The sequence below is a fragment of the Thermococcus cleftensis genome (assembly GCF_000265525.1).
Lineage (GTDB): Archaea > Methanobacteriota_B > Thermococci > Thermococcales > Thermococcaceae > Thermococcus > Thermococcus cleftensis.
Genome location: NC_018015.1, coordinates 205,933 through 223,141 on the forward strand (window position 1 = coordinate 205,933; position 17,209 = coordinate 223,141).

Here is a 17,209-nt window from a genome sequence, read left to right on the forward strand (position 1 = left end):
AAGGTTCGTGATTCCTTTTGGAATGACTATCAAGAGTGGATTTCTTCGAGAGTTATCTTTGAGTGTGGATTCTCTCATAGAAATGCTTTTTTGGAAGGGTTCAAGTTTTTAGCGCTCCGTAGGAGCGCGGTTTAAGTGGAACCCGTGTGGGAAAAACTCCGTCTAGTGAATCCTCTTTCCAAGGACTAAATTGGGTGTTGAAATCCCTTTTCAAAGGAGCCTCGGGGAGGAATCACACCCTTTTATGAAACCTTGCCCGGCAAAGTTTCCAGGCAAAGGTTTATAAAACGTCCCCGGAAACACTCTCCAGTCGTGAAAATCGGTTGGTAATTAGGGGTGATGCTCATGGGAAGGACTACCAAGGTCGGTTCCGCTGGAAGGTTCGGTCCAAGGTACGGTCTCAAGATTAGAAGAAGAGTGGCCGCCGTTGAGGCCAAGATGAAGCAGAAGCACGTCTGCCCGGTCTGCGGAAGGAAGGCCGTCAGGAGGATAAGCACAGGCATATGGCAGTGCCAGAAGTGCGGTGCCACCTTCGCCGGCGGTGCCTACCTGCCGACCACTCCGGCGGGAAAGGTCGCCAAGCGTGTCACGGCCTCCAAGGCCTGATTCCTTTCCTTTACCTGGTTTTAGGGTGATAAACATGGTGATGGCCGTTTACCGCTGCGCGAAGTGCGGAAGGGAGGTCGAGCTCGACCTCGAGAACACCAGGGAAGTCCGCTGCCCCTACTGCGGCAGCAAGATACTCTACAAGCCCAGGCCGAGGGTGGCCAGGCGCGTAAAGGCGATCTGATTCTTTCGTTTCGAAAGCCTTTTATCGACCAAAGCGGGTTTTAAGTGAGGACCATGATGCTGATAACGACTTCCCACAGACCCACCAGAAGAACGAGGAGCTTCGGGCACGACCTGGAGAAGGTGTTCCCCAACTCCCTCTACCTGACAAGGGGAAAGAAGACGATACAAGATTTGCTCATGGAGGCCTACGATAGGAACTACGAGAGACTCTTGATAATCAACGTCTGGAAGGGCAACCCGCTTAAGATGACCTTCATCAAGGTCGACCCCGAGGACTGGGGCTACCTCGGCTACCTCTACCTCCACGGCATAAAGCTCCAGCGCGAGATCGGTTTCAGGGACGTAAGGCCGATACGGGAGGAGATGCCCCTCGTGGTGACCACAGCCAAGCGCGTCGGCCTCGACCACGTTGCCTTCGCCCAGGTTTTTGCAGAACTCACCGGTGGAGTGTTCGTCCCGAGGAAGGAGCGCTCGCTCCTCGGCATAGCCGACAGGTACAACACCAACGTCCTGAGCGTCATCGAGAGGCACCCGCGCGGAATGGCGATTAACTTCTACCGCCTGGACGTCAGCAGGGAGAAGGCCGTCGGCCCTCTCATAAGCGTCAAGATATGGATAATGGAGGACGGGCGGAGATGGGACTACAAGGAGGCGTCATGGCTGAAGAGGAAAACTGGCCCATCGAAGGAGTGATAGAGCTGTCCTTTCCAGATGAAGAGGTCGCCAGGGTCATCTATGAAAGCGTCCTCTACGAGCACGAGAGCGTGCCTTACCGGAGAAGCAGGATAGAGTTCCTCCGCGAGGGGAACAGGATAGTAATCCGCTTTCTCGCCAGGGACAACTCGGCCCTGCGCGGAACGCTGAACTCCTACCTCCGGTGGATAAAGGTGGCTATGGATTCCCTGGAAGTTTAGCCGAAACTATTTAAAGCCAGCCCCTTATTCTAACCCGGCATCGCGATTACGGAGGTGTTGTTAATGCAGAACATTCCGCCCCAGGTTCAGGCCATGCTCGGTCAGCTTGAGAGCTACCAGCAGCAGCTCCAGCTCGTCATTCAGCAGAAGCAGAAGGTCCAGCTCGAGCTCACCGAGGCAAAGAAGGCCCTCGAAGAGATCGAGAAGGTCGATGATGGAGCTACCATATACAAGACCGTCGGAACGCTCATCGTCAGGACCGAGAAGGGCAAGGCCGTCGAGGAGCTGAAGGAGAAGGTCGAGACGCTGGAGGTCAGGCTCAACGCCCTCGAGAGGCAGGAGAAGAAGCTCAACGAGAAGCTCAAGGAACTCACCGCTCAGATACAGTCCGCCCTCAGGCCCACCGCGGGCTGACCTCTTCTCTTTTCCTTCGGGGTGAGAGCGATGGACGAGGGAAGCAGCGGAAGGAGGGTTATCCACATCGGTCTGCCGAAGCTGAGCGAGGAGCAGCTGATGGAGATAGGCGAGATCGCCCAGGAGACTGTGATAAAGCACGTCTTCGACACCCTCAACCGGAGCGACGTGAAGGACATCGAGGTGACGATGAGGATAAACCGCGAAGAAACGCTCGACCTTGAGATGGAGGTTTACCTGGAGGTTCCGGTCTTCGTCAGGGTGGACGTCGATGGGCTGATAGAGGAGGCCGTCGAGAGGGCCTACGAGGCCGTTGAGAGGAAGCTGAGGGAGATTGCCAATGAAGGGAAAACTCAAACTTAAACGCTTCCTTGAAGGCTCAAGGGACAGGTCCTTCCTGCTTCTCTGCCACCACAACGCCGACCCCGACTCCCTCGGCTCGGCGATAGCCTTCGCCCTCTACCTCAAATCAATCGGGGTCGAGAGGATTAGAATAGGCGTCGCCCAGAGCGTCTCCTCCTACGCCAAGCGGCTTTTAGCGTTCTCCCCCGTTCCCGTTGAGAAGAACCCGGCGGTTAAAGAAGATGTGGTTGTAATCTTCGATACCTCCTCCCTCGAACAGCTCGAGCCGATTGAAATCCCGCGCGGGAAGTTCGTCGTTCTCATCGACCACCACATCGAGAAGGAGAGACCGATTAGAGCTGACATAGCGGTCGTTGATTCATCGCGCACCTCAACTGCCGAGATAGTCTGGGAGCTGTTCAAATACTTCGGCTTCTACGACGAGACCGCCGTTAAAGCCCTCCTGGCGGGAATAGTCACCGACACCGCCAACTTCCGCTTCGCCAACGCGAGGACCTTCAAAGCGGTAAGTGAGATGCTGGAGCGCTTCCCGGTTCAGATGGGTGAGATTTTCCAGCTTGTAGCCCCTGCCAGCGACGAGAACATCGACCAAGCAAAGCGCATGGCGGTCCTAAAGGCCTGCCAGAGAATGGAGATAAGGAAGTTCAGGAGGTACATCATTGCCGTCTCGAAGGTTTCCGCCTACGAGTCGCTCGCCTGCAAGGTCTTCCTCCAGCTCGGGGCCGATATAGCGGTTGTGGGGAGTGAGAAGAAGGGAGTGAGGATTTCGGCGAGGGCAAAGGAGAGTCTCGTCAAGAAGGGCCTTCACCTCGGTAAAATCATGGAAAAGGTCGGACCGGTGATAGAGGGCTCAGGTGGTGGACACGCGGGAGCGGCCGGGGCAAACGGTAAGGCCAACCTTGATAAGGCGATAAAGCTAATCCTTAAGGAGATTGAGAAGTTCCTCAGGGAGGTGGACTGATGGCGAAGTGCCCGCTCTGCGGAACGGCCCTTGACTGGGGGGAGCTGATCGAGCAGATGCTCGTCATTGAGGACGCCGAGGGACTTTTCAAGGACCGTGAACGGTTCATGGCGACCTTCGAGTCCTTTGTCTTCAGGTGCCCTCACTGCGGCGAGGAGTTCTACGGGAAAAATCTGCCGACGAGGGAAGCGGAGAAGGTGTTTGCACTGCTCAACGAGTTTAAAGGCTCCATAGACTGGGAGAACAAGAAGGTCCGCCTGAGGCTCAACAGCCTTCTCGCCTTGGACACGATGCTCGAACAGTGGGATAAAAAGGTTAAAGGGTAGCGATAGCCTTTTTTACTTTCGCCCCCTATTTCTACCGGCTGGTGGTTCTCGTGGAGGCCGTTGAGCTTTACGTGTCGAAGGGCGACTACCGGGGCGCCCTCAAAAGCGCGTTGGAAATAACAGACCCAATAAAACGCCTTATAGCCTTAACAGAAGTCCTGACGGCCTTCCCGCGGGACGAGGTTCTGAGCCATATGCTCGATGCCCTGGAATCCACAGGTGGGGCACCCGAGAGGGCCCTGGCATATTCAATCCTCGGAAGGGCGCTCTACACGCTTGACAGGGATCGGGACGCCGAGACGTACTTAGAGAACGCTATTGTCATAGCGAGGAGCATAGACTCGCCGAGGGTCCGGGGAGAGGTTCTGGCGGGAATAGCGAGGAACCTCGTCCTTTCCGACCGTTACAGGGACGGACTGGAGCTGTTCAGGGGGGCCGTTGAGCTGCTCCAGGCTTCTCGGGGACTATCATCTGCGGCAACGTCATCGCTCATAAAGGTCGCCCGGCTAATTGAGAAGAGCGCCGACGAGATACCCAATGAGATGGCGCTGGAGTTCTACGGGCTGGCCAGGGACGTTTACGCCTCAATATTCTTCAAACTCCAGGCGAGATACATCGAAGACAAAATGAGGCTCATCAGAAACGTTCTGAAGAGGGGCAAGGCCGCGGTGGAGGAGCTCCTTGAGATGGGAGAAGTCGAGCTCGCAATCTCGATGATGCGCTTCCTCCCGCTGGAGGGAAGAGCTATAGCCATGTTTGAGCTGGCATACTGGCTTTTCCTCCACGAGCAGCCCAGGCTCGGGAGGAGGGTCTTTGACGACGCCCTTGAGATAGTTCTCGTCGGCAAGTTCAGACCTACCGATAGAGAGCTGGGGGGAATAGCAAGACGCTTCCTGCGCATAGGCTTCCTGGAGGAGCCGCTGGTTCTGGCCGGCGTCATCAGGGACGATAGAATCGCCTCGGAGCTCCTTGGAGAGGTGGCCTTGGCCTACGCTCGCTGGGGCGATAGGACTAGAGCCCGTTCGATAGCCGAGGGTATACGGGACGAAAGCGTTAAGAACCGCGTTTTAGAGGCACTGGAGGGTGAGAGCTATGTGGGACACGAGCAAGGATTACCGCTTACTGGTGGCGGAGAAATCGGTGGAGCTGTTCCTGAAGACGGTGGAGGGCGCGAAGTTCAAGGGGAAGTGGAACAAGAAGGGAGCGATTCAACTGGCGAAGGAGATGATTCCCGAGATACAGGCGATGAGGTACAGCTACGTGGAGCCGAAGGAGCTGATTGAGACCCCTCAGATGAAAGCTTTGAAGGAAAAGGCCAACGGTATAATCGAGGCTCTCGGCGGGGAGGACTGGCACCACAAGTTCATCAGCCTGGCAGACAAGAGCGAGCGCGAGAAGGTCGAGGAGCAGGTTGCGAAGGTCCGCTTCTTCCTCAACACCATCCTTGGTCTTGACAAGCGCCTCGCCCTCGGGAAGATAAACGACCCGGTCATAGCGGTGGACATCAAGGTAGGTGAAGTCATGAGCGTTGGCAAGCACCCGAACGCCGACAGGCTTCTCGTCACCAACGTGAACATCGGCGACAGAGCCATTACCGTTGTTACGAACGACCTGACCGTCAAGGAGGGCAACCGCGTGGCCGTCGCTCTGCTCCCACCGGCCAACTTCCGCGGAATAGTCAGTGAGGGCATGTTCCTTGGCGCTGGCGAAGGCGTCCTCAAGGACGTGAAAGGAGAAATAGGTGGTCTGCCAAAGGGTGTCCCCCTGGAGGCCTTCAACGAGACGAGAAACCTCGTGGAGGCGTTTCTGAAGGGGTGATTTTTTACGCAATCAAAAAATTTTTAACTTTTTGGCTTGAGATAGTAACGTGATAAATGTGAGAAAATTCATCTCGTCCATGCTCATACTGGTGATGGTGCTATCCCTCCTCTGGGCGCTTCATTCAAGAGGAGATTCCGAACCGGAGAGGGTTTCTCCGATTCTCTCCGCGTACTTTCAGATTCAGGGACTGCTGGAGGAAGAGTATGGAATCCACGTGGAGATTGCTCCACTATACACCACCCTCTGGGTAAGGGGCGAATGTCCAAACTGCACGGTGGTGAAGGCGGAAGGTCTGGTAAACCGCTCGAACGAAACTTATTTGGTGTCTGTTGATTTAGAAAACGAAAGTGTGAGACTAATTCTGGCGAACGAAAGCGTGAGGGAGAGTTATATTCACTTCTTCATGGAGCACGGCGGGAAAGTCTCCGACTGTAATTCAGTCGTGAAAAGCGCCTATAACGAAAACTGGACCGCAAGAGATGTCAATGGAACATGCGTTGTTCCAGCCATAATAAAGGTTGAAGAGAGGATAAAGAAGGCTAAACTCCCACCCTCTTCCTCACGACCTCCAGTGCCCTCTCCGCATCTCCCCTGAACTCCCCATAACCGAGCTCCTCCATCGTCTCCGGCAATGGAACGCCAAGCTCCTCGTGCCAGCCCCTGAGCCTGTAGAACTCCCTCCTAGCCTCAAGGAAGTCGTTGTGGTCAGTGAAAGCTTTGTTGCCCTCCGCCGGCCCGTCCGGCTCCGGCTCCCACCAGCGCGGCGGAATTACATCGTCGAGCGGCGGCGTGACCCAGTCGAGGGCGTCGTGTATGCGCGCGATGCTCTCAACCGCCCAGGCCCTTTTTCTAAGCTCCTCCACTGTCCACTCCTCGCCCGTCGCGAGGGAGTAGAACCTGGCCAGGTCTTCCATCTTGTAGGACACGAACTTGCAGGTTCCGAGCATGTCGGTGATGTAGCTCTCGTCCCTCGCCTCGATGAGCGAGGGCACCAGCTCCTTCGCAGGCCCCTGGTTGGGGAGCTGGTGGGGCCTCGGCCAGCCACGGAGGTGGCTCGCTCCGACGTCTGCCGTGGCGTAGCTTAAAGCGTAGGTTCTCCTTCCGCGCGGGTCCCAGGCGGGGCTTTCCATGCCCTTGACGTGTACCGCGAACTCACAACCTCTACCCAGGCGCTCGCAGGCCCTCTTCACACCGTCCGCCAGAACCGCGCCGATGCCCTTCCTCTCGGCCATCAGCCTTATGAGCCTCTCCTCGGCCTCCTCGTCGCCCCAGCCTTTAACGGGGAAGCCTATCTCCTCCTTCCCGACGAGACCGCGCTCTACCATCTCGAAGAGCCAGCCGATGGTGTTACCGGTAGCTATGCTGTCCAGCCCGAGGTCGTTCACCAGCCAGTTGAAGTACGCAACGGCTGGAAAGTTGAACACTCCGGTTGCTGCTCCGAGCATGGCTATGCTCTCGTACTCGGGCTTGACGCGGATTTTTCTTCCCCTGTATTCCACCTCGACGTAACGGGCGCACTTTATCGGACAGCTCTTGCCGTGGACGAACCACTCCGGCTCAACCTCGTACTTCTTGACCTCGTCTCCAGCCAGTTTGCTCGCAAGCTCGTCCGGTATGTGGGGCCTCGAGAAGTTGTAGGCCGGGCTCATTCCGAGGGAAGCTGAGCTCCTCAGGCCATCGCTCGTGCCGTAGTTCCTGCTGTGCTCGTACTTGGGGTCTGTGGCGAAGTGGTCGTAGAACTCCCGCCAGAGCCTCTGGAACTCCTCCGGCTCCGCAACCCCGGGCTTTTCACCCGGCTCGACGACAACAGCTTTGACCTTCTTGCTCCCGAGAACGGCGCCGAGACCGCCCCTGCCGCTGGCCCTCTCGGTGTCGTAGATAACGTTGGCTATCCTGCTCAGCTTTTCGCCGGCGGGGCCTATCGAGGCTATGCTCGCCTTAGGATATTCTTTCCACAGCTCCCCGGCAACCTCGTAGTTGCCCTTCCCCCAGAGATGCTTCGCGTCCCTGATCTCGACCTCCCCGTCGTGAACGTGGAGGTAAACCGGCTCCTCGGCCTTTCCCTCTATGACCAGCGCATCGAAGTGGCCCTTGAGCTTGGGCCCGAAGGCGTCCCCGCCGCTGGAGTCGCTTATCAGGCGCGTCTCGGGACTCTTGCTCACCGCTATGACCTTGCTTGAGCCAGGAATGAGGCCGGTCAATCCCCCGGGGGCGAAGACAAACTTGTTCGCCTCGCTCAGCGGGTCGGTTCCCGGCGGAACCTCGCGGTAGATCAGGTAGTAGCCGAGGCCCTTCCCGCCGATGAACTTCCTTGTGACATCATCGGGGAGTTCCTCGTAGGTAACCTTTCCAGTTGTCAGATTTACCCGCGCTATTTTGTTGTGGTAGGCAAACATCAGACGCACCCCCTCGCTTTCTCCCTGTCTTCCTTACTCAGCCTCCAGCCCATCGCCCCGGCGTTTTCCTCGACGTGCTCCTTTCGTCCTGCCTTGGGAATTGCAATAACGTTCTCCTCCCAGATGAGGTAGTTGAGCGCAACCTGAGAAGCTGTTTTACCGTACTTTCTACCTATCTCCGCCAGGCAGGGGTTCCTTGCGAGCGAGCCCTTTTCAAGGGGCGTGTAGGCTATGAGTGCAATCTTCTCCCGCTTCATGTAGTCGAGCAGACCGCTCGTCTCGGGCCAGCGGTCTTTCAGGGAATACTTCACCTCGTTGGCGACTATCTCGTACCTCCTCATTGCCTCCTGAGAGCGTCTGAGTAGCTCAAGGTCGAAGTTGCTCACACCGATGTACCTTATCAGACCCTCATCGACCAGCTCCTCCAGCGCGTGGAGCGTCTCCTCTATTTTCCTCCAGCTATCCCCGGGCCAGTGGAGGAGGTAGAGGTCAATGTAGGTGCCGAGCCTCTTTGCACTCGCCCTCGCGGCCCTCTTGGCTTGACTGTAACCGAAGTGGCTCGGCCAGACCTTGCTGACTATGAAGAGCTCCTCCCTGTCGAAGCCCCTGATTGCCCTCCCGACGAGCTCCTCGGAATGGCCTGCCCCGTAGAACTCGGCCGTGTCGATGAGGTTGATCCCCAGCTCAAGGCCGTGCCTCAGAACCTCGACGCTCTCATCGTCTCGGGAGTAGTCAGGGCTCTCGTAGCCACCAATCCCCCAAGTTCCCAGACCTATGGCCGTTACCCTATCATCGCCGACAACCTTCAAGTCCCTAAAAGCGCTCAAGCTATCACCTAATAAACAGAAGCGCTTAACCTCTTTTAAAGTTTCTGTCTGAACGCTAAAATGTGGGGTACAAAAGTGGGGAATCAGACTTCCTCAAGCTTTTTCTTAACCTCCTCGGTGTTCCTCCTCGTCTCTTCAAGGGCGCTCTTCAGCTTCTCGAGCTCGACCTTGAACTCGCCCAGGGTCTTGTTCACCTGGTAGAACGCGAATATGAGCACGACGAGGATTATCAGGCCCAGGATTATGCTTATCCACCCGCTCGGGGTTGTCATTGGCTCACCTCCCCACGGCATTTATTACACCTCCTCCAGCTTCTTCAACAGCTCGTTGTCGATGACTATCCTGAACTGCTTCGCGCGGTAGTATTTCTTCGCCCTCGGGTCGCCAGGCTCGAGGCGGAGCTCGCTTTCCACCAGCCCGGCCTTTTCGAGCTTCTTGAGGTGGAGGTAAAGGAGCTGTCGTGATATGCCAAGCTTCTTGGCCAGCTCGTAGACGTACCACTCCTTTTCGCAGAGCATCTTGAGTATCCTGACCCTTACAGGATTGCCGAGGGCTTCGCCCACCTTAACGAGCTCCTCGATCGTCTGTACCATGGCTATCACTCTTGACCACTGTATAATTGAAGCACCAAATAAAAATCAGGAAAGGAAGGGATAAAAAGGTTTCCGGTCTCAGCGGCCCACTATGCTGAGGTACTCCTCCTGGCTCAGAACCTGGGGGGAATAGGTTACGTCGTACCGGTTCTCTAGCAGCCTCGTGAAGGCCCTGAGGTGGTTCTCGCTGCCGGCCATGAGGCTCTCGAAGACCGCCTTTACGTCCTCGTTGTCGGTTCTCTTCAGCCACTCCTCAAGGTCCTTGATGTCTATCTCCTCTATCAGCGCGCCGACCTTGAGGGCCTCAACCTCGTTCACACTTCCCTTGGAGACCAGCTCTTCGTAGAGGTTTTGCATCTCGGTACTTTTGAACTCCCCGACCCCCATTCCCTCCACCGGGTCGGTGAGGTTGTACTTCTCTATGAGCGAGAGCACCATATCCATGTGGGTCTGTTCGCTCTTCGCTATGTTCTGGAACACCGGAAGTCCAGTCTTATTGTACAGCACGAGGTAGACGTCTCTGGCGAGCTTCTCCTCCTCTCGCATGTAGAGTATGGCGTCAATTTCGTCTTGGCTCAGCTCTTGATAGGGCATCGCCGAGACGTTGGGAACTTCCGAGTAGCCTTCCCCAGGAATTCCACCGTACCCCCTGTCCTCGGGAGGTCCTCCGCTGGGGGAAACCGTCGTAGTTTCCATCGTTGAGTCTCCCGTTATACAACCAGCACCCAATACCGCGAGTAGGAGCAGGCCAGCTACCAGGATGCCCAGCTTCTTCACCCCTCTTCACCCCTCAGCTCGGTTATTATCTCCTCGAGCATCGCCTTGAACTCCTCCCTGTCAAGGTCATATTCATACTCTATTTCGGCTAGGGTGTCGTTGGCGCTAGCTTCTATCCCACGCTCCTTTAGCTGTTCCAGCAGATCAGTAACCGGGACGTTGAACTCCTGGGCGAGCTGCTCAAAGGTGTAGTACTTCATCATCGTGCCCGTTATGTACACAGTGGTGTTGTCCTCGTAGGAATAGTCCTCGTAAGTGTAGTCGGTGCTCTCCTCCTCTTCCTCCACGACGTACGTTGCAAAGGCCTGGTAGCCAGCGGCGAGCAGGAGCAGTGGAATCACGAAGGCCGCGGCCACCTTGAACCTGGATCCCCTGAAAGCTGACTTCAGCATCACCCACATGCTCTTCAGGCCTATTGCCAGGTGTATTGACACCAAGCCCGCCATGGCGAAGCCGAAGTAGGTGTGAACGTTGGTGAGTGTGTCCTTGTCCATGCCCAGGAAGGTCCAGCCGATGGTATCGGCGATTCTGCCGCTGGGTGCAAGGTACAGTCCTATTCCGGTCACCAGCACAATAGCGAACACGACCGTCAGCAGGAGGTCGATGACACCCCTGACGAGGGCCGAGGCTCTCATTCTCCCACCTCCGGTGGGCATTTAAAGTTGCAGTTCTTTTTCATCTCAATCACCTCATCTCTTCATTATTGCATACAGCAACGCTCCCAGGAGCAGGAACGGGAGCAGGAGGAATGCAAGTTTTGCGAACATGATGAAGACGGCAAATATCCCGAGGCCCCACCAGCCGAATCCCCAGCCGCGCCTTCCGTGCATGGGGCCCAGTGCAGGACCGAATCCCCTCGGCATCTTCACACCCCCAGGTAGAGCCAGCCGACGATTTTATCCCCACAGTCCAGGGTGACCTTGACTCCGAAGGGCGTCTGATAGGCGCTTCCTATGGTGACACTGGAGAGCTCACAGCCGACCACCTTGCCGATGTAGTTGCCGTACTCGTCGAGCAGCTTGAGCACCGTTCCCTTCGAAGTCTCGTAGCGCTCCACCTTAACGCGTCCGAGCAGGGTCAGGGCATCTTCCCTTACCTCTTCAACGTCTATCTCCTCGAGCGGAAACTCACCATACTCAACGAAGTGCCAGACCCGGGACTTGACTTCCATAAGGTTCGCCTCCCGAAAAGTTAGAGAAAGTTAGAAAGGAAAAACGTCAGATGGGTATACCAACCCTCTGGGCGAGTCCGTTCATCCAGCCCCAGGCGTGCCTGAATGCGTTCATTATGCCGGTGACTATCCCAGTATCCTGCGCGGGCTGGGTTGTCCACATCGGGCCCCCAAAACCGTGGGCGGGAGCGGAGTTTATGACGCTCTGGTAGTAGTCCTCGCTGACGACCTGGGGCTCGTAGGTCACGCCGTAGGCCTCAAGCTGGCTCACGAAGGCCCTGAGGTGGTTCTCGCTGCCGGCCATGAGGCTCTCGTAGACCTGCTTAATGTCCTCATTGTCGGTCTGGGCTATCCTCTCCTGGAGATCGACGATGTCGGTCTCCTCTATCAGCGCGCCAACCTTGAGGGCATCAACGACGCTCTGGCTCCCCATCTCAACCAGCTGGTCGTAGAGGGCCTGAAGGTCGGGGTTGGTGAAGACCCCAATCTCGTCGCTGGCAGGATCTGTCAGGTTGTACTTCTCTATCAGGCTCAGCACGGTATCGGTGTGAGTCTGCTCGCTCTGGGCTATGTTGTAGAATATCTGGAGCCCATAGATCTCGTAGAGCGTCAGGTAGACGTCTCTGGCGAGCTTCTCCTCCTCTCGCATGTAGAGCAGCCCATCTATCTCTTCCTGGCTCAGGTCAGAGTAGTAGCTCGTGAGCGTGCTGTTGATCATCGGGGCCGTCTGGACGGCGCCCTGTTGGGTGTATGGGTTCGGTCCTGGCTGTCCACGCCACGCCGAGACCGCCCCCAGGGACATTCCTATCAACAGGGCAATAAGCCCAAGTCCAAACCACATTTTTCTCATGTTCTCAACCTCCTCCATGTGTAAGTTCAATATTACATATGTGTGCTGGCTTTATAAATTTTTCGGTTGAGAACCCTTTTTAAGCCGAATGTCTAGTATACGCCTGGTGGGTGTAATGATCTCAGGGGGAGAAATCGCTTCATATCTAGCGATTGCCATGGGGATCGTTTACCTGATTGTGGAACTCAGGAGCAAAAGGCTGGCACAGAGGGATAAGATTTCAATGATTTTTACAATAGAGGTGGGCGCATACCTCATAATCGTTGGAATACTGGCACTTCTACTGAGGCAGGGCAGAATCGACGCGGGCCTCTACGCCCCGGTGATATGGGTCTTTGCCCTGACCCTCCTCCTGATGTTCATCTACATCATGGAGAAAAAAGGAACTAAGGGCGGACCAACTTAGGCCCCGAACTTCTCACTCCTGTTCATCAGATCCATCATAATGGGCACGATATCGTGGCCCTTGATCCTTCCGAGGCCACCGCGCATGCACTCGCGCTCACCAAAGCTCTCGGTGTAGTCTGTCCTGATTCCCCCGCCAGCTATGAGAACCGGAACAGGATCGCCACTGTGGTTCATGACCTCACATGGCGTTGAGTGGTCGCCCGTTATCGCTATGACAACGTCCTCAAGGTTGATGTGATCGATGATGTAGCCTATCATTCTGTCCGCCTTCTCGATCATCTCTGCCTTGAGCCTTGGATTGTTGTCGTGACCTGCTGCATCTGTCGGCTTGAAGTGGAGGAAGACGAAGTCGTAGTCATTCAAAAGCTCGATTACTTTCCTTGCCTTGGCCATCTCATCGGTGTTGTATTCCCCAGTCGCGCCCTCTGGAGTATACACGTCGAAACCTATCGCCCTCGCGACTCCTTTGACGAGAGAGACGGCTATAACGGCAGCGGCCTTAACTTTCCACTGCTCGGTAAACTTCATCGGGATTCCGGGGTAGGTCCCAGCACCGCGAATGAGCAGGTAGTTAGCTACCTGCTTGCCCTCCTTCCTGCGCTTCTCATTGACCGGGTGCTTTTCAAGAACCTCGTGGGCCTTCTGGACGAACTCCTCAAGGATTTCGGCAACTTTCCTGCTCTCTTCGTCCTCCCAGGTGAACTTGTGCGGTGGTTTTCCGGCCTCGTGGGGATCGTTCTCCCCGACGCGATAACCGGAAGCCATGCCTTTGAGCACAAGAACTGCCCTGTGGCCGGTGGCGCCAACGAAGATGAAATCAACCGGGAGCTTAACGTTCTCCTGAACTGCCTTCGCAAGCTCGTGGGCCTCTTCGGTGCTTATTCTGCCAGCTCTCCTGTCGGTGATGACTCCGTTCTCTATGGTCGCAAAGTTCACGCGGAAAGCTAGGTCGTCCTCACTCAGGTCAAGGCCCACTCCCATCGCCTCGAGGTAGCCCCTGCCGCGGTAGACCTCGTACGGATCGTAGCCGAAGATGCTCAGGTGAGCTGTGTCACTCCCGGCAGGCTGTCCGGGCTTTATCGGGTCCTGCTGGCCGAGGATTCCTATCTTAGCGAGCCTGTCCATGTTCGGGGTGTCTGCGTACTCCAGCGGGGTCTTCCCCCCGAACTCCTCTATCGGCCTGTCGCCGAGGCCGTCTAGGATTATAAGAAGTCCCTTCCTCTTCTTCATACCTATCACCCGGGGTGAGTAGAGGGTGGAGGTTAAAAAGCTTTGTTGGGCGGCTTTGGGCGTTGGGCATTCGAAAAAGCTTTTAACCTGCCCCGTTTCCCCTATCCTGAGGTGAGAAGATGAAGGTCCTCTGGGCACCGTGGAGAATCGAGTACATACGCTCACCCAAGCACGACGGTTGTATATTCTGCGACTTCCCGCGGGAGAACAGGGACAGGGAGAGGCTGATTCTCTACCGCGGGAAGTACAGCTTCGTGATAATGAACAACTACCCGTACAACCCCGGCCACGTCATGGTGGCTCCCTACCGGCACGTCGCCAACTGGGAGGAACTCACGGAGGAGGAACTCCTCGAGATAATGAAGCTCACCCAGCTGATGATCAGGGCCATAAAGAAGGTTATGAGTCCTCACGGCTTCAACCTTGGCGTGAACCTCGGTAGGGTCGCCGGCGCTGGAATAGACGACCACGTGCACCTCCACATCGTCCCGCGCTGGAACGGAGACACCAACTTCATGCCGGTGATAGCGGACACCAAGGTTATCCCGGAGTCACTGGAAGAAGCCTACGACGAGCTTAAGAGGGCAATAGATGAAATAACCGGTGAGGGGGCGGCTAAAGCTCCCTGACCTTTATCTCAAACCTTTTTTCGAGGGGGAGTCCCCTGAACACCTCCCCATCGAGCTCCAGAACTGGGACGTCCGACTCTATGACGCTCCTTCTGCCGGAGGGATCCTCCACCACCAGCCTGACGAGCTTTCCTCCCCTGACCTCCGCGGACAGACGGGTACCGTCCTCGGCCTTGCCCTCCAGAAGGAAGTCCCTCCCTTCCAACTCCCAGGAAACTCTCTTTATCAGGGCAGGGGCGGTTTCTGGTGTTATGTGCTCCACTACGCCTTCGTTTCCGGATATCTTGGCAACGGGACAGCTGGCCTGCGCGCTGCAGAAGTCCCTTATCGCCTCGGCTATACCTCTGGCAAAGTTCTCCAAGGGTTTCCCCATGAACGCCTCTCCAAATCCAGCCCAGCTCGCGGTTACCCTTAGCCTTTTCCCCTCCATCTCAAAAGTTATCGTCAGTATTCCCTTGTCCCCAGTGAAGGTGTAAACAGCGCGCCCCTCCTGAAACCCAACGGCCAGGTCAAACTCGTAGCCGAAGTTGAAGATGAAGCGGGGCACTTTAAAGCGAACCTTCGTCCCGCTGATGCTTTCGAAGTACGGGAAGAAAGGGAGGGTTTTCTCGGGCTCGCTGAGGACTACCTGCAGGCTCTCCCAGGGGTAGGGAAGTTCAATCTCCCAGCTCTTTGTTTTCATCTCTATCCACCGGAGGATTATTGGAGGAAGGCATAAAAAGGGTTTCCTAAACCGTTGGTTTGGAACTCTCCACGAGGGATTTCCACTTTTCCCGGGTTCTCTTCCAGCAGCCAGGAGGCATCAGCTCTCCCTCGGGACAGTAGCCCAGCTGGACGCATCTGGGCCCGAGCCTTGCCCACTTAATTATGGGCCTCAGGTCGTCGTTTTTAGCTATCTCCTCCAGCATCTTCCAGGCGACCTCGCGAATCTCCCACTGCGCCCGTTCGCAGGCACGGAGGCCAAAGAAGTGCTTGAGTTCACGGAGGTTCATCGTCACGACAAGCTTAGTTCTCACCGCCTGGGGCAGAATGAAACGCGCATCTTCCTGATGGACACCTGCCTTATAGCTTTCCTCGTATAGCTCTATCGCATTTCTCATCAGCTCCTTCCACTTCTCATAGATCTCAGGCCTTTTCTTCACGCTCTCAGGGATTATGAAGGTTTCCTCAACGTCGTCAGCGTTGAGCTTGATATAACGCTGGCTCTGCTGGGTGTAACTCGCTATCCTGTGTCGCACGAGCTGATGGGAACACACGCGAGAACAGCCCTCAATTGAGAACGTCAGAACCGCGTGCTCCAAGATTGACTCGTGGCCGTAGCCGAGAACCCTCGGCAGGTGCATCTCGACGTCCTTCTCGGCAATTCTCTCGAAGGTCTCGCTCTCCCAGCCGTCCCAGTAGCTTATAAGCGCTGACCAAGTGACAGTTTCCAGGGGTTTTTTCGTATAATTGACGAGCCTGACCTTGATTCCACTGCCCATGACCGCCACCGGAGGAGAAAGAGTTCCTAGTTTATTAGGTTTACTTCCAGAGAATAAGGAAAATTGAAACGAGACTTCACTGGGCAGAATCGCTCTGCACCTCTTCTGACCCCTCTGGAAGCTCCTCGGGAAGCCCAAAGAACGCCATGGCCTCGAGAACCGCCGCTGCGACAATCAGCAGGTAGCCTATAAAGAAGAATATGAACACCGTTCCCCAGAGGTAAAGGAGCCCCGCGGTGCTGAAGGTCTTGACGCCCGTCTCGGACGCTATCGTGTCGTAGCTCCTCCTCAGGAACCAGACGCCTATGAGCATTATGAGCGCGCCGAGGAAGAACCACCAGTTGAGGCTCCTGAATATGGCGTTGATCTCCTCGGGGTTGCCGATGACGTCCTGCATCTGGTCCCAGGCGCTGTAGAATGCCCCGAGCATTATCAGGTTTCCGATGATGTTCAGCATAGCTGCCCACAAGTAGTCCTTCATAACCTGCTCCTTCTTGAGGTACACCGATATCTCCTTGACTGCAAAGAGCTTCATGATGAAGCCCAGGAAGTAGGTAAAGTAGAACATGCTGAGAACTGCCCCGAATCCACCCCATGTCCTTGCGGTTTTTAGACTGGCCATCTGACTCACCATAGATAGTGGACATTGAAGGTTATAAACGTTGCCTCATGAACATAATTGAAAGAGGTTCAATAAACCTCTTCAGGAACCTCAAGGGGCCCGCTCTCCTGCTCCACTGAGTCAGGGAGCGAGAAGAAGGCTATTATCTCGAGTATCGCCGCAACCACGATGAGGAGGAGGCCTATCACGATTATCGACAGCACGGCGCCGACGATGTAGAGCAGGCCGACCGTGTGGAAGGTCTTAACGCCGGTCTCTTCGGAGATCATGTCATAACTCTGCTTCAGAAACCACATTCCTGCTATCATAAGCAGCGCCGCCACGAGTCCCCCGATGCCCATCATTCCCAGGCCCATCTCGGGGGAGCTGTTCATGCCCATAATCGAGCCGAATATCGTCCCAAACCAGACAAGGCTAGCTATTATGGCCAGAATAGCGGCCCAGAGGTACTTACTGAATATCTCCTCCCTCCCGGTGGCCTCGGCGATGTTCTTGACCGCCAGGAGCTTCAGGATAAAGCCTATGAAGCCAATACCGACGACGGTCAGGATAGCACCTATGCCACCAAGGAGTTTGGCATTTTTCAAATCTGTCATGGAAAATTCACCTCAAAACTGAATGCGACATTTATATT

26 protein-coding genes are annotated in these 17,209 nt (G+C 55.8%); 12 read left to right on the forward strand and 14 right to left on the reverse strand.

The window, feature by feature from the left end:
• The first annotated feature begins 345 nt into the window (after positions 1-345).
• The 10 genes from CL1_RS01150 to CL1_RS01200 all read left to right on the forward strand — a co-directional run bounded on the left by CL1_RS01150 (position 346) and on the right by CL1_RS01200 (position 6,186).
• Positions 346-606, forward strand: a complete 261-nt coding sequence (locus CL1_RS01150; protein ID WP_014788081.1) for a 50S ribosomal protein L37ae — start codon at positions 346-348, stop codon at positions 604-606.
• Positions 607-640: 34 nt separating this feature from the next.
• Complete coding sequence (locus tag CL1_RS01155) at positions 641-790, forward strand: DNA-directed RNA polymerase subunit P (RefSeq protein ID WP_014788082.1); 150 nt, start codon at positions 641-643, stop codon at positions 788-790.
• Between the two features lie 53 nt (positions 791-843).
• Positions 844-1,485, forward strand: a complete 642-nt coding sequence (locus tag CL1_RS01160) for a ribosomal biogenesis protein (protein ID WP_048151690.1) — start codon at positions 844-846, stop codon at positions 1,483-1,485.
• Positions 1,449-1,706, forward strand: a complete 258-nt coding sequence (pcc1, locus tag CL1_RS01165) for a KEOPS complex subunit Pcc1 (protein WP_014788084.1) — start codon at positions 1,449-1,451, stop codon at positions 1,704-1,706. The genes CL1_RS01160 and pcc1 overlap by 37 nt, the downstream gene beginning before the upstream one ends.
• A gap of 63 nt (positions 1,707-1,769) precedes the next feature.
• The gene (locus CL1_RS01170) at positions 1,770-2,120 is read left to right on the forward strand and encodes a prefoldin subunit beta (protein WP_014788085.1); all 351 of its coding nucleotides are present in this window, start codon (positions 1,770-1,772) and stop codon (positions 2,118-2,120) included.
• A gap of 30 nt (positions 2,121-2,150) precedes the next feature.
• Positions 2,151-2,483 (forward strand): DUF3194 domain-containing protein, encoded by a 333-nt coding sequence (locus tag CL1_RS01175; protein ID WP_014788086.1) that lies wholly within the window; start codon positions 2,151-2,153, stop codon positions 2,481-2,483.
• Positions 2,461-3,444, forward strand: a complete 984-nt coding sequence (locus CL1_RS01180; RefSeq protein WP_014788087.1) for a DHH family phosphoesterase — start codon at positions 2,461-2,463, stop codon at positions 3,442-3,444. Before CL1_RS01175 ends, CL1_RS01180 begins: the two co-directional genes overlap by 23 nt.
• A complete protein-coding gene (locus CL1_RS01185) occupies positions 3,444-3,770 on the forward strand; it encodes a hypothetical protein (RefSeq protein WP_014788088.1) in 327 nt (108 codons plus the stop codon). The genes CL1_RS01180 and CL1_RS01185 overlap by 1 nt, the downstream gene beginning before the upstream one ends.
• A 1,092-nt stretch (positions 3,771-4,862) precedes the next feature.
• Complete coding sequence (locus tag CL1_RS01195; RefSeq protein ID WP_048151698.1) at positions 4,863-5,588, forward strand: tRNA-binding protein; 726 nt, start codon at positions 4,863-4,865, stop codon at positions 5,586-5,588.
• A gap of 49 nt (positions 5,589-5,637) precedes the next feature.
• The gene (locus CL1_RS01200) at positions 5,638-6,186 is read left to right on the forward strand and encodes a hypothetical protein (protein WP_014788091.1); all 549 of its coding nucleotides are present in this window, start codon (positions 5,638-5,640) and stop codon (positions 6,184-6,186) included.
• Here CL1_RS01200 and CL1_RS01205 read toward each other — a convergent pair.
• From CL1_RS01205 to CL1_RS01240, 9 genes are all read right to left on the reverse strand, one after another.
• Complete coding sequence (locus CL1_RS01205) at positions 6,131-7,987, reverse strand: aldehyde ferredoxin oxidoreductase family protein (RefSeq protein ID WP_014788092.1); 1,857 nt, start codon at positions 7,985-7,987, stop codon at positions 6,131-6,133. The genes CL1_RS01200 and CL1_RS01205 overlap by 56 nt on opposite strands.
• Positions 7,987-8,814 carry an aldo/keto reductase gene (locus CL1_RS01210; protein WP_014788093.1) on the reverse strand — a complete coding sequence of 276 codons (828 nt, stop codon included), beginning with the start codon at positions 8,812-8,814 and terminating at the stop codon, positions 7,987-7,989. The genes CL1_RS01205 and CL1_RS01210 overlap by 1 nt, the downstream gene beginning before the upstream one ends.
• 83 nt (positions 8,815-8,897) lie before the next feature.
• Positions 8,898-9,107 (reverse strand): hypothetical protein, encoded by a 210-nt coding sequence (locus CL1_RS01215; protein ID WP_014788094.1) that lies wholly within the window; start codon positions 9,105-9,107, stop codon positions 8,898-8,900.
• Positions 9,108-9,110: 3 nt separating this feature from the next.
• Positions 9,111-9,407, reverse strand: coding sequence for an ArsR/SmtB family transcription factor (locus tag CL1_RS01220; RefSeq protein ID WP_014788095.1), 297 nt, complete (start codon positions 9,405-9,407; stop codon positions 9,111-9,113).
• Between the two features lie 78 nt (positions 9,408-9,485).
• Complete coding sequence (locus tag CL1_RS01225) at positions 9,486-10,184, reverse strand: DUF2202 domain-containing protein (protein WP_014788096.1); 699 nt, start codon at positions 10,182-10,184, stop codon at positions 9,486-9,488.
• Complete coding sequence (locus tag CL1_RS01230) at positions 10,181-10,819, reverse strand: translation initiation factor IF-2 N-terminal domain-containing protein (RefSeq protein ID WP_014788097.1); 639 nt, start codon at positions 10,817-10,819, stop codon at positions 10,181-10,183. Before CL1_RS01230 ends, CL1_RS01225 begins: the two co-directional genes overlap by 4 nt.
• A 54-nt stretch (positions 10,820-10,873) precedes the next feature.
• The gene (locus CL1_RS10715) at positions 10,874-11,047 is read right to left on the reverse strand and encodes a hypothetical protein (RefSeq protein ID WP_187287171.1); all 174 of its coding nucleotides are present in this window, start codon (positions 11,045-11,047) and stop codon (positions 10,874-10,876) included.
• 2 nt (positions 11,048-11,049) lie between these two features.
• Positions 11,050-11,355, reverse strand: coding sequence for a hypothetical protein (locus CL1_RS01235; RefSeq protein ID WP_014788098.1), 306 nt, complete (start codon positions 11,353-11,355; stop codon positions 11,050-11,052).
• A 46-nt stretch (positions 11,356-11,401) separates the two neighbouring features.
• A complete protein-coding gene (locus tag CL1_RS01240) occupies positions 11,402-12,205 on the reverse strand; it encodes a DUF2202 domain-containing protein (protein WP_014788099.1) in 804 nt (267 codons plus the stop codon).
• Positions 12,206-12,320: 115 nt separating this feature from the next.
• Here CL1_RS01240 and CL1_RS01245 point away from each other — a divergent pair, with 115 nt between their 5' ends.
• Complete coding sequence (locus tag CL1_RS01245; RefSeq protein ID WP_014788100.1) at positions 12,321-12,611, forward strand: hypothetical protein; 291 nt, start codon at positions 12,321-12,323, stop codon at positions 12,609-12,611.
• Here CL1_RS01245 and CL1_RS01250 read toward each other — a convergent pair.
• Positions 12,608-13,843 carry a 2,3-bisphosphoglycerate-independent phosphoglycerate mutase gene (locus tag CL1_RS01250; protein ID WP_014788101.1) on the reverse strand — a complete coding sequence of 412 codons (1,236 nt, stop codon included), beginning with the start codon at positions 13,841-13,843 and terminating at the stop codon, positions 12,608-12,610. The genes CL1_RS01245 and CL1_RS01250 overlap by 4 nt on opposite strands.
• A gap of 119 nt (positions 13,844-13,962) precedes the next feature.
• Here CL1_RS01250 and CL1_RS01255 point away from each other — a divergent pair, with 119 nt between their 5' ends.
• Positions 13,963-14,472 (forward strand): HIT family protein, encoded by a 510-nt coding sequence (locus tag CL1_RS01255; protein ID WP_014788102.1) that lies wholly within the window; start codon positions 13,963-13,965, stop codon positions 14,470-14,472.
• On the opposite strand, the gene CL1_RS01260 is transcribed toward CL1_RS01255, so the two are convergent.
• The 4 genes from CL1_RS01260 to CL1_RS01275 all read right to left on the reverse strand — a co-directional run bounded on the left by CL1_RS01260 (position 14,459) and on the right by CL1_RS01275 (position 17,171).
• The gene (locus tag CL1_RS01260; RefSeq protein WP_014788103.1) at positions 14,459-15,154 is read right to left on the reverse strand and encodes a hypothetical protein; all 696 of its coding nucleotides are present in this window, start codon (positions 15,152-15,154) and stop codon (positions 14,459-14,461) included. The genes CL1_RS01255 and CL1_RS01260 overlap by 14 nt on opposite strands.
• Before the next feature lie 46 nt (positions 15,155-15,200).
• The gene (thyX, locus tag CL1_RS01265) at positions 15,201-15,953 is read right to left on the reverse strand and encodes an FAD-dependent thymidylate synthase (protein WP_014788104.1); all 753 of its coding nucleotides are present in this window, start codon (positions 15,951-15,953) and stop codon (positions 15,201-15,203) included.
• 76 nt (positions 15,954-16,029) lie between these two features.
• Positions 16,030-16,575, reverse strand: a complete 546-nt coding sequence (locus CL1_RS01270; protein ID WP_014788105.1) for a DUF996 domain-containing protein — start codon at positions 16,573-16,575, stop codon at positions 16,030-16,032.
• A 68-nt stretch (positions 16,576-16,643) separates the two neighbouring features.
• A complete protein-coding gene (locus CL1_RS01275; protein ID WP_014788106.1) occupies positions 16,644-17,171 on the reverse strand; it encodes a DUF996 domain-containing protein in 528 nt (175 codons plus the stop codon).
• Positions 17,172-17,209: the final 38 nt, after the last annotated feature.

Excerpts from the sequence above, each read along its gene's own strand:
- CL1_RS01215 (WP_014788094.1), bottom strand. The coding sequence starts at position 9,107 with ATGCCGTGGGGAGGTGAGCCAATGACAACCCCGAGCGGGTGGATAAGC.
- CL1_RS01155 (WP_014788082.1), top strand. The coding sequence starts at position 641 with ATGGTGATGGCCGTTTACCGCTGCGCGAAGTGCGGAAGGGAGGTCGAG.
- CL1_RS01235 (WP_014788098.1), bottom strand. The coding sequence starts at position 11,355 with ATGGAAGTCAAGTCCCGGGTCTGGCACTTCGTTGAGTATGGTGAGTTT.
- thyX (WP_014788104.1), bottom strand. The coding sequence starts at position 15,953 with ATGGGCAGTGGAATCAAGGTCAGGCTCGTCAATTATACGAAAAAACCC.
- CL1_RS01255 (WP_014788102.1), top strand. The coding sequence starts at position 13,963 with ATGAAGGTCCTCTGGGCACCGTGGAGAATCGAGTACATACGCTCACCC.
- CL1_RS01185 (WP_014788088.1), top strand. The coding sequence starts at position 3,444 with ATGGCGAAGTGCCCGCTCTGCGGAACGGCCCTTGACTGGGGGGAGCTG.
- CL1_RS01170 (WP_014788085.1), top strand. The coding sequence starts at position 1,770 with ATGCAGAACATTCCGCCCCAGGTTCAGGCCATGCTCGGTCAGCTTGAG.
- CL1_RS01180 (WP_014788087.1), top strand. The coding sequence starts at position 2,461 with ATGAAGGGAAAACTCAAACTTAAACGCTTCCTTGAAGGCTCAAGGGAC.
- CL1_RS01240 (WP_014788099.1), bottom strand. The coding sequence starts at position 12,205 with ATGAGAAAAATGTGGTTTGGACTTGGGCTTATTGCCCTGTTGATAGGA.
- CL1_RS01270 (WP_014788105.1), bottom strand. The coding sequence starts at position 16,575 with ATGGCCAGTCTAAAAACCGCAAGGACATGGGGTGGATTCGGGGCAGTT.
- CL1_RS01220 (WP_014788095.1), bottom strand. The coding sequence starts at position 9,407 with ATGGTACAGACGATCGAGGAGCTCGTTAAGGTGGGCGAAGCCCTCGGC.
- CL1_RS10715 (WP_187287171.1), bottom strand. The coding sequence starts at position 11,047 with ATGCCGAGGGGATTCGGTCCTGCACTGGGCCCCATGCACGGAAGGCGC.
- CL1_RS01205 (WP_014788092.1), bottom strand. The coding sequence starts at position 7,987 with ATGTTTGCCTACCACAACAAAATAGCGCGGGTAAATCTGACAACTGGA.
- CL1_RS01160 (WP_048151690.1), top strand. The coding sequence starts at position 844 with ATGATGCTGATAACGACTTCCCACAGACCCACCAGAAGAACGAGGAGC.
- CL1_RS01250 (WP_014788101.1), bottom strand. The coding sequence starts at position 13,843 with ATGAAGAAGAGGAAGGGACTTCTTATAATCCTAGACGGCCTCGGCGAC.
- CL1_RS01175 (WP_014788086.1), top strand. The coding sequence starts at position 2,151 with ATGGACGAGGGAAGCAGCGGAAGGAGGGTTATCCACATCGGTCTGCCG.
- CL1_RS01245 (WP_014788100.1), top strand. The coding sequence starts at position 12,321 with ATGATCTCAGGGGGAGAAATCGCTTCATATCTAGCGATTGCCATGGGG.
- CL1_RS01150 (WP_014788081.1), top strand. The coding sequence starts at position 346 with ATGGGAAGGACTACCAAGGTCGGTTCCGCTGGAAGGTTCGGTCCAAGG.
- CL1_RS01260 (WP_014788103.1), bottom strand. The coding sequence starts at position 15,154 with ATGAAAACAAAGAGCTGGGAGATTGAACTTCCCTACCCCTGGGAGAGC.
- pcc1 (WP_014788084.1), top strand. The coding sequence starts at position 1,449 with ATGGCTGAAGAGGAAAACTGGCCCATCGAAGGAGTGATAGAGCTGTCC.
- CL1_RS01275 (WP_014788106.1), bottom strand. The coding sequence starts at position 17,171 with ATGACAGATTTGAAAAATGCCAAACTCCTTGGTGGCATAGGTGCTATC.
- CL1_RS01230 (WP_014788097.1), bottom strand. The coding sequence starts at position 10,819 with ATGAGAGCCTCGGCCCTCGTCAGGGGTGTCATCGACCTCCTGCTGACG.
- CL1_RS01195 (WP_048151698.1), top strand. The coding sequence starts at position 4,863 with ATGTGGGACACGAGCAAGGATTACCGCTTACTGGTGGCGGAGAAATCG.